Below are 9461 nucleotides of genomic sequence, written 5' to 3'. Positions count from 1 at the left end.
TGGGTTGCCTATCAGTACGGCTGGCATTATGGCTTTGCCCTGGCCGGCATCGGCATGCTGTTGAGTTTGATTCTGTACATTCAGGGCCAAAAACACTTGGCAGAAGTCGGTAATTTTCTCGGCAAAAGTTCCGATCTGGAGGATCGCACGAAACTTAATCAACCCCTGACCCGCGTGGAAAAAGACCGAGTTTGGGTACTGATGCTATCGTTTTTGATTGTGATTACTTTTTGGGGAGCGTACGAGCAGGCCGGCGGTTTGATGAATTTGTACGCCGAACAAAAAACCAACCGACAGTTTCTGGGTATGGAGATTCCGGCGTCCTGGTTCCAGTCCCTCTCCGGCATTTTCGTCATTACGCTGGGTACAGCTGTGGCCAATTTCTGGGCCCGTAATGCTCGCAAGGGTCGGGAAAGCTCTTCGCTGGCGAAAATGGCCATTGGTACCATGATCATGGGTTCGGGCTTTTTCTTCATGACGGCGGCCGCTTTGCAGGCTCAGCAAACCGGGCAGGCGGCCATGTACTGGCTGATTCTGGCGTACCTTTTCCACGTCATTGGTGAGCTGTCTTCCTCGCCGGTGGCCCTTTCATTCATTACCAAACTGGCTCCGGCTCAGTACGCATCGATCATCATGGGGGCGTACTGGGCAGCGACCGGACTGGGCGAAAAACTCGCGGGTCAACTCGGAGCCTGGTCACAAACCTGGGGTGAATTGGAAACCTTCACGGGCATTGCGATTTTCTGTATCTTGTTCGGAAGCCTGATCTTACTGCTCCTCAAACCGCTGAAACGACTCACGCACGGAGCGGACGATAATCTCGCGGAGATGACTCACTAGGAAACTGATTCCAAGTTTGATCACAATAAGGAAGAGGGTGTAAAGTTTTTGTTAATGAAGACTTTACACCCTCTTCCTTGTCATATACGTTCGAAAACGGCCTTCCGGTCCTCCCGGATTTTCTTTTGGGCGAGTTGAGCCTTTACCAGCCAGTTCAGCGAAAGGTACACGGCTCCGATACTGATGCGAACGTGTTCCTGCTTCAACTGCAACCAGACTTGCTCAGCGTCCATCGCCCGCGTGGCTTTTTCCAGCACCATCGCTACTGCGTTCCGTTTGGGCGAGTGGCGAATACCGTGCCGGGTTCCATACGCCCGAATGCGTTCGGTTATGGACAACGTATCCTTACTGCCCTTTGACTCGGTTTTGTACATCATCGGCTCCACTTTTACGGGTTGATCCAGTTTTGAGGTTCTGATTACCAAACCGATAGCTGAACGAAAGCGTAATGACGCGACTGTCGAACCGGATGTTCGTGTTCAGATCCAGGTTCTCGTACCGGGCCGTTTGTACCCGGCGGCGTCCCTGAAAAATATCATTGGCCATCAGTTTCAGCGTAGCCTGCTTATTCAGAACCTGCTTTTGTACCCCCGCCGAAATGACGTAGAAAGGCCGGGTTACGAACACGCCGTAGACTGATTTAGAGTTGTAGACGCCACTGAGTTCCAGGGACGCTCCCCGGCCTAGCTGAAAGGAATTCTGAGTGTTGAAGGTGAAACTGGTGATGCTGTTATTGAGATCGCCGCCCTTTTGATCGCCCTTGTACTCATTTCGAAAGACGTTGAAAAAATTGCTGGTCGTCCACCACGAGGTGGGTGACTGGGACGCCGAAAAGCTAATCCCGTAATTAATCAGACTTTTCAGGTTTTGTGGACTTTGGAAAGTGGTATTGGTCGAATCGATCTGTCCCATCATCCAGTTGATGACGTCCGAGGTGTAACTATAGTTGAGCGTCGTCGTCAGGAAATTATTGAAGGTATGCCCTAACTCCAGTGAATGCGTCAGTTGCGGTTTCAGGAAGGGGTTTCCTTCGTAGTACAGAAAGGGATCTCTAAAAAACCGGAAGGGGTTCAGATCTTCATAATCCGGACGCTCGATGCGGCGGCTGTACGAAAGCTGAAGTCGGTGCTTTTCGTTCAGCGTCTGCGTCAGAAACAGGCTGGGAAAGAGTTGAAAATACTTACGAACCACTAGTGAATCGGACGTAATCTGATGTCCTTTCGTGTGCGTGTATTCCCCCCGCAAACCCGCCTGTACGCTAAACGAACCAAACTCCCGGTTGAAGTTTACGTAACCCGCATGAATGGTTTCCTGATAGGTAAAGTGATTGGAAGCCGAAAAATCCTTGACCCAGTTGGTACCCGACAAGGTGTCGTACTTTACTTCGTTGTCGACGGTTACGTAACTGCTTTTCCAGCCCGTTTCCAGTTTCGTTTTCGTTCCCAGTGGATGCGTGTAATCGGCTTTCCCCACGTATACGTAAGTGGTGGAAGGAATATCGCCCCGACGCGTGGAACGACGACTGGTAAAGGCTCCCGATTCGTCCACATAACGTGTATCGAGCAACTGATTGGATTGAAAACCATTGGCTGAATAGTCCCAGTCGGTCGTCAGTTCCCGGCCTTCCTGTTTGAAGCGGTGGGTATAGTTGAGGTTGTAGGAAAGATTCGACCAGCGACTGTCGTCGGTATTGGTGCTGCGGGCATCCGCCAGGGTATGACGGGTAATGGTTTGCAGGAGGTTACTGGTGTTGCCATGGTTTGCATAGGTACCCACGTTTCCGTTGACCACCAGCCCGAGGGTATTCCGGGAATCAAGAAAGTAATCGACCCCCGCTTTGAAGTTATTCGTGTACAGGGGCTCATCGGTTACGGTGTTCTGGAATGAAATGCGGCTCGGACTGCTTTCCCCCGAATCGCGGAAGCGGCGGGTATAGGACAGTAACTCCTTTTCACCCCGATACGCGTGGTCGTAGCTCCCGAATACGTTCAGGCGATTGCTGCGGTAATTGAGATTCAGACCCGTTCCGTAACGGTTCTTGCGGCTGCGGGCGACATTGGCGTACACATTGCCATTGAAGCCGATCCCTTCATTTTTCTTCAGTTGAATGTTGATGATACCCGAATTTCCGGCGGCATCGTACTTGGCGGAAGGGTTGGTGATGATTTCCACTTTCGAAAGAGCACTCGACGACGTTCCCCGTAACAGCGTAGCCAATTCCTTCTGCGACAAATAAGTCAACTTTCCATTAATCATAATGGTGGCTCCCTGCTTGCCCTTGAGGGTAATGTTGCCTTCGTCGTCAACGGTAACGCCGGGAGCTTTTTCCAGTACTTCCAGAGCCGTATTGCCTTCCGAAAGAATGCTGTTTTCAATATTCATGACCGTTCGATCGATCCGCTGTTCGACCAGGGGCTTTTTCGCCGTCACGGTTAAGGTCTGTAAATCCTGTTCGCCTGGTTGCAGTTTCAGCGTGGGGAGCAGCAGTTGCGGTTGCTTTTCACTCAACGTAAAGCGGGCACTTCGCTGGGGCTGATAGCCCACGAAGCGAGCTTCTACGTAATAGGCCCCCAAGGGTATGCGGGTAAAGCCAAACTGTCCTAGGGAATCAGATACCGTTCCTTTCATCAGGGTAGAGTCGGCGGCCGAGTAGAGAGCTAGCGTGGCGAATTCAATGGCGATACCCGCGGGATCCGTCACCCGGCCCCGTAGGTCGGTCTGGGCGTAAAGGGTACTCGTGATCAGCAGTAGGACCCAGCGGATGTGTTTCAGGGATTGAGTGGGAAAAGGCATTCGGTCTATGACTTAGTAATAAAAAAGGAAGAAAAGGCGTACTCGACCCGACCGATGGCCGGGTGAAACGGATGGGTGGCTCAAGAATGTTAGGGTTTCGGTTTCGGCACAAACGTGGGTCGAACCCTTTTGCCGTTGACGGCCTCCCCTGCCGCTTGGGTCTCAGTCACTGGTGTTTTACCGGACCTGCCGGACGTTTTGCCAACGGGTTTCTTTTTATTCCGGCGGCCCCACCAGATCAGGAAGCCCGTAATGGGTAGACTGGCTCCGATCAGGCTGGCGAAGAAGGCCATGATTTTACCGGGTAAACCCAGAATACTGCCCACGTGAATGTCATAATTCATCCGACGAAGCTTGACGCCAAAATCCGCTTGTGCGTAAGGGCTGTCGTAAACGGTATTCCGGGGCATGGGCTTGAGCGTATGCTGATCGAACGCATAGGCCTGATGGTTGTAAAACTGTCCTGCCGTAGGATAAACGGTGATGTGAAGGGGCGATTTCAGATCATTCTTTTCGGGATAGTTGTAGTAAAAGCCCTGAGCGTCGGGATGTTTGGGGAGCACCGTAGCCCAGGCTTTATCCATGGCCTGCGACTGCGTATAGAAGCGATGAGCCTGTAAGGTATCGGATTCATGGTTGGGGTACTCCGGTAAGGTTTGCCCACCCGACGTTGCCCAGTAGAGGCTCCGGCTGTACCACTCTATGCCGTACACCATGCCCGTCAGGGCGATAGCCAGCAGAAAAAGCAGCGAGTAGAAGCCCAGTACATTGTGCAAATCGAGGTTGACTCGTTTGAAGGATGCTCCCCATTTGATGGTAAAGCTTTTTTCCACGGTGCTTTTGCTCCATTTTTTGGGATACCACCAAACCAGTCCGGTAATGAGTTCAATCACAAAGATCAGTGTCGCATAATTCACGATGGGACGACCGATTTCCCAGGGTAACCACAGAAAGCGATGGCCGTTTAAGATGATTCGGAAAAAATCCGCTTCATCTTTCTGATGTACTTGCTGACGAATGATGGTGCCGGTATAGGGATGCATTTTGAAGGTATAATGCTCGCCCTCCCAGGATCCCACGCCGACTTCAATGGCTTTGCCCTGCTGGTAGGAAGCGTAGGTGACGTCCTTACCGGGAAGAATCGCGGCAATAACGGTCTGTACCTGCGAAGGCGTGAGAACCGGGTTTTCCTGCTGGGGGACATTGCTTTCCGGCTCCAGCAGAGACGTAATTTCTTCGTTGAACACCCAGATACAGGCGGTGATACAGACGATGAAAACGATGATTCCGGAGCCTAAGCCCAACCATAAATGCAACCAGTTATTAATTTTCCGGAAGGTCATAACCGAATAGAATAGATTTAATGCGTTTCGATACCGGGGGCGAGGGTAAGTACTGGGATTTACCGGATCGTCAGCCATTTATGGCAATCCCTGAAACCTTCCCGATGCCCTACACCATGGGTACTTTTCTAGGTAGTTGCATAAGTCGGCCTGTTCCGCAGTAGGTTTGGGAAAAAAGAATGGGTGAAGTTGGCCATGGGTTGCACCCATGATTAAGGGTGTTGAACCCCTGCGGGGTTGATCTGAACTAGTTGGAATGAGGTGGGGGATAAATTGTTTACGTAGGATACGAGCTATTCACTACCCTTATCTGTTTCAATTTGGAAGGGTTTAGGTGGTTAGTCCTAGCCCTCATGCGGGCTGTGCTGCTGGGGAAAATGAAAGGCAAGTCTTGCTGCTTTCAGTAGTGAAACTCAGGCCAGTCGATCTGTAGGCGGGTAGAAATAGATACAGCTCATCTACTCCTTTCTTCAGTCTGGTTATCCTGGGGTTGTTTCAAGGAGATATCGGAAACGATTTTTGTAATGGGTGCTTTATTGATGTCAGCCCTGGGAAAGGGTTCTTCTGCTTTGTTTCCGTTTATTTTCCTAAATCCATGAAAACGATTACGTTATTATCCATTCTGCTACTATCCTTCAGCGGTTGCGAAGACACAACCCGTTCGACGGCTACTGATCCTCTAACGATTCCTTCCGCTCCTCCCAAGCCTTCCATTGCTGAACCCGGAGCGGTAACCCTCCAGTTTTTGCGGTGGTATCAGACGCATGAATCGGAAATTTCAGCCTTGCCGCTCGTCAACCCACCTGCTGATTCGACGGCTTTTTATTCGGTAAATCAACGGGCCACGGAACGTTACCTGGCTCTGTTTAACTCCAGTAAACTAGTGTCGCCTGAGTACCTGGCTTACTGGAAAACCTATTTTGAAGAAGCCGAACGGCATTTCCAGACGCATCCGCAACATGAGGGTCCACCCGAGGGATTCGAATACGATCTGGTGCTCCAGTCTCAGGAAGTAGACCTGGAGCAACTGACGCAGGCACAGGTAATCCTGCAAACTATCGAAGGTAACCGAGCACACGTATTGGTACGCTTACCTGATCAGCAAAAGCTGCGTTTCACACTACAAAACCAACAGAATCACTGGCTTATTGACCGCATTGGGGCTGAATAACCTTGGGCCATCTATGAAACACCAGCGTTTTGTCGGCAGTTGGAAACTGCCTGATGGTAGGTACAGGTTTGGAAACCTGCACCAGTGGCGTCCTTGTTTTTAAACCAAACGCCTCAACCCCGAAGGGGTTCAATATAATTAACCCCGTATGCAATGCGGGGAAATCAAATGAGATAACCATGTGTTGTACCCATGGCTAATCAAATTGAACCCCTCCGGGGTTAGAGATTATCTATCCCTTCTAATAGATTTCCGCAGCGAATCCGGGAAACCTGTAACATTCTTCCAGAAAAATAAAAACTTCAGGCTGCCGGGGTTTCCTACCTTTGAACGCCTGCAACAATACCTCTCAATCGAATGGCAATCACCTTAACTAGCGTTCTTCCTACCGACTATCCCGAACTCACTGACGTTTGGGAAGCTTCCGTCCGGGCTACCCATGCTTTTCTTTCCGAAGCCGACATTCAAGCGTTCAGACCTTTGATTCTGAATGAATTTCTGGCGATGGTCGATCTGACCGCCGCCCGCAACGAAACCGGTAAAATCCTGGGCTTCGTGGGCGTTGCCGAACAAAAGGTAGAAATGCTTTTTCTGCACCCGGACGCCCGCGGCAAGGGCCTAGGAAAACAATTGTTACGTCACGCGATTACCCATAAGCAGGCCACTACGGTTGACGTGAACGAACAGAATCCCCAGGCACTGGCTTTTTACGAGCACATGGGTTTTGTTCGCGTGGGTCGATCCGACGTGGACGGCATGGGAAAACCCTACCCCTTGCTGCATTTAGCTTTAATAACCGATCCAATCAGCCATGAATCACCACGAGAAAGTTGAACACCTGAAAGAACTCGCCCGCCAGTTGCGTTGCCCGGAAGGGGACGAAGGCATCCAGACGGGCGAACATATGAATGTCAATAACGCCGGAATGACGGCCCGAACGCTCGAAAAGCTACAGGCCGCCGAGCGGGTGCTTGAAATCGGACCGGGCAATGCCCAGCACGCCGCTCAGGTACTGGAGAAAGTAAAGCACTACTATGCGGTCGATATTTCGGAAACGATGGTGACCGAGGCCCGGCAACGCAACGCGGTCTGGATTGAGCAGGGCCGCGTACATGTTGAGCACATCGACGGTCAGCATCTGCCCTTTCCCGATGCCTTTTTTGACGAAATTTTTACGGTAAATACCATCTACTTCTGGCCGGAACCACTGGCCTATTTGGAAGAGATGTACCGCTGCCTCAAACCCGGTGGACGGCTACTGCTGGCCTTTGCTACTCAGGATTTTATGGAGCATTTGCCCTTTACGCAGTACGGCTTTGAGTTGTATTCCATCAATACGGCTAACGATTTATTAACGCAGGCTCGGTTTTCCGTTTCGGATGTGCATCAGGAAGACGAAGAAATTCTAAGTAACGCGGGTCACGCCGTCGTTCGTACCTTTGTGATCGTTAGTGCCCAAAAGTAACGTAGCGTCATGTCGTACCCCTTCTCCGCCCTGGTTGGCCAGGATCAGCTTACCCTCGCCCTTTTGCTTTGTGGAATCAACCCGGGTATTGGCGGGGTGCTCATTCAGGGCGACAAGGGAACCGCCAAAAGTACCGCTGCCCGGGCACTGGCCGAAATTCTGCCGCCCATTCAGCGGATTGCCGGCTCCCGCTTCAATACCGAACCTGGTCAGGTGCTGGACTTCGATGCGGCCAGCCAGTCAGGCGAGCACGAGATCGAAGAAGTAACCGTACCTCTGGTAAACCTGCCGTTAGGTGCCACCGAAGATCGGCTACTGGGTCAGCTTGATCTGGAAAGCGTCCTCAACGAACGCCGCAGGGCCCTTCAGCCGGGCCTGTTGGCTCAGGCTCACCGGGGCATTCTGTACATTGATGAAGTCAATTTATTACCGGACCATTTGGTGGATGTACTGCTCGATGTAGCCGCTTCGGGCGTCAATACCGTCCAGCGGGAAGGCTTATCGGTAAGCCACCCCTCGCGGTTTGTACTCATCGGTACCATGAACCCCGAAGAAGGAGCCTTACGCCCACAGTTTCTGGACCGTTTCGGTCTGATGGTCAACGTACAGGCTCCGGATACCATTGCTGAGCGTACCGAAGTGGTTCGTCGCCGCATGGCCTATGATCAGGCCCCGCAGGTGTTCATGGACCACTGGCAGCCCACTCAGGTAACCCTACAAGCTCGCATTGCTCAGGCCCGCCAGCGACTGCCGCAGGTACAGATGCCCGAGGGATTGCTCACACTCATCAGTCAGCTCTGTACACAATTACAGATCAGTAGCTTACGGGCCGATCTCGTTCTCTACAAAACGGCAATTACCCTAGCGGCTTTTGAGGGTCGAATGGAAGTACATGCCGCGGACATTAAACGAGCTGCGGAATTAGTACTCCCCCATCGACGACGCAAAAAACCCTTCGAATCTCCGTCCTTCCATTCGTCTGAACTGGATGATCTGATGAATACCCCACCCCCGCCGCTACCCCAGCCGGAGCCGGAAACCGAACCAGCCAAAGAAGAAGTACTGGGCGTAGCTCCCGTGGCTGAGCCACCGGCCCTGACCGTTGAAAATCGTTCAATGGAGGCATTGAACGGACGCCGGAGCGAAGTAACCCGAACGCCCCGTGGCTTCAAAACCCAGACGGTACCGAGCACCTCTCCTACTGACCTGGCTCTGACGGCTAGCGTACAGCAGGCCCTAATCCGGAATCCGGAGACGTTTCAGCTTTCGCGGCAAGACCTTCACCAAACGATACGAACCGGAAAAACCGGACATTTCATTCTTTTCGTGGTAGATGCTTCGGGTTCCATGGCGGCCAGTCGGCGGATGGAAGCCGTGAAAGGCAGTGTACTGAGTTTGCTTACTGACGCTTACCAACGCCGTGATACGGTGGCGGTCATTGCCTTTCGGGGCGTAGAAGCTCAGTTGCTTCTGGAACCTACACAAAGCGTCGAACGGGCGGAAGTGGCTCTGCGTACCCTGCCTACGGGTGGACGGACGCCCTTACCCCAAGCCCTACAGCTGGCTCTTGACGTATTGGAACAGCAACCCGAAAATCCCTTACTGATTATCCTGAGCGATGGCAAGGCTAACGTACCCCTGCCCGGCGGTGGCGATGCCTGGCAGCAAACGCTGGAATTGGCGACCCGCCTGCGTACAATTCCCGCCCTGGTACTCGATACCGACACGGCGTACGTGCGACTGGGACGGGCGAGTGAGCTGGCCCAGACCCTAGGAGCCGAATGTGTATCTCTGGAAGATTTTTCTGCCGAAACCCTTACCCGAACGGTCTCCGGACTGATATCATAAG

Annotated in this window: 8 protein-coding genes; 5 read left to right on the top strand and 3 right to left on the bottom strand. The window is 52.3% G+C overall.

All coding sequences use genetic code 11. From position 1 onward, the window contains the following. Positions 1-840, top strand: an 840-nt coding sequence (locus tag ACOJTG_RS15740; RefSeq protein ID WP_420154702.1) for a peptide MFS transporter, incomplete at its 5' end; no start/stop codon positions are given. Between the two features lie 80 nt (positions 841-920). Here ACOJTG_RS15740 and ACOJTG_RS15735 read toward each other — a convergent pair. From ACOJTG_RS15735 to ACOJTG_RS15725, 3 genes are all read right to left on the bottom strand, one after another. Next, a complete protein-coding gene (locus tag ACOJTG_RS15735) occupies positions 921-1217 on the bottom strand; it encodes a transcriptional repressor (protein WP_420154701.1) in 297 nt (98 codons plus the stop codon). Beyond that, positions 1186-3633 (bottom strand): outer membrane beta-barrel protein, encoded by a 2448-nt coding sequence (locus ACOJTG_RS15730; RefSeq protein WP_420154700.1) that lies wholly within the window; start codon positions 3631-3633, stop codon positions 1186-1188. Before ACOJTG_RS15730 ends, ACOJTG_RS15735 begins: the two co-directional genes overlap by 32 nt. An 89-nt stretch (positions 3634-3722) precedes the next feature. Continuing rightward, a complete protein-coding gene (locus tag ACOJTG_RS15725; protein WP_420154699.1) occupies positions 3723-4976 on the bottom strand; it encodes a PepSY-associated TM helix domain-containing protein in 1254 nt (417 codons plus the stop codon). 595 nt (positions 4977-5571) lie between these two features. Here ACOJTG_RS15725 and ACOJTG_RS15720 point away from each other — a divergent pair. The 4 genes from ACOJTG_RS15720 to ACOJTG_RS15705 all read left to right on the top strand — a co-directional run bounded on the left by ACOJTG_RS15720 (position 5572) and on the right by ACOJTG_RS15705 (position 9460). After that, positions 5572-6147, top strand: coding sequence for a hypothetical protein (locus ACOJTG_RS15720; protein ID WP_420154698.1), 576 nt, complete (start codon positions 5572-5574; stop codon positions 6145-6147). Positions 6148-6504: 357 nt separating this feature from the next. Then, positions 6505-6981 (top strand): acetyltransferase, encoded by a 477-nt coding sequence (locus ACOJTG_RS15715; RefSeq protein ID WP_420154697.1) that lies wholly within the window; start codon positions 6505-6507, stop codon positions 6979-6981. After that, on the top strand, positions 6959-7612 hold the full coding sequence (locus ACOJTG_RS15710) for a class I SAM-dependent methyltransferase (protein ID WP_420154696.1): 654 nt from the start codon (positions 6959-6961) through the stop codon (positions 7610-7612). The genes ACOJTG_RS15715 and ACOJTG_RS15710 overlap by 23 nt, the downstream gene beginning before the upstream one ends. Positions 7613-7621: 9 nt before the next feature. Further along, complete coding sequence (locus tag ACOJTG_RS15705) at positions 7622-9460, top strand: magnesium chelatase subunit D family protein (RefSeq protein WP_420154695.1); 1839 nt, start codon at positions 7622-7624, stop codon at positions 9458-9460. The last annotated feature ends 1 nt before the right edge of the window (position 9461 follow it).

The organism is Siphonobacter sp. (assembly GCF_048595215.1).
GTDB lineage: Bacteria > Bacteroidota > Bacteroidia > Cytophagales > Spirosomataceae > Siphonobacter.
The sequence above is the reverse complement of the archived record's forward strand: the minus strand, read 5'-3'. Positions and strand labels throughout refer to the sequence as shown.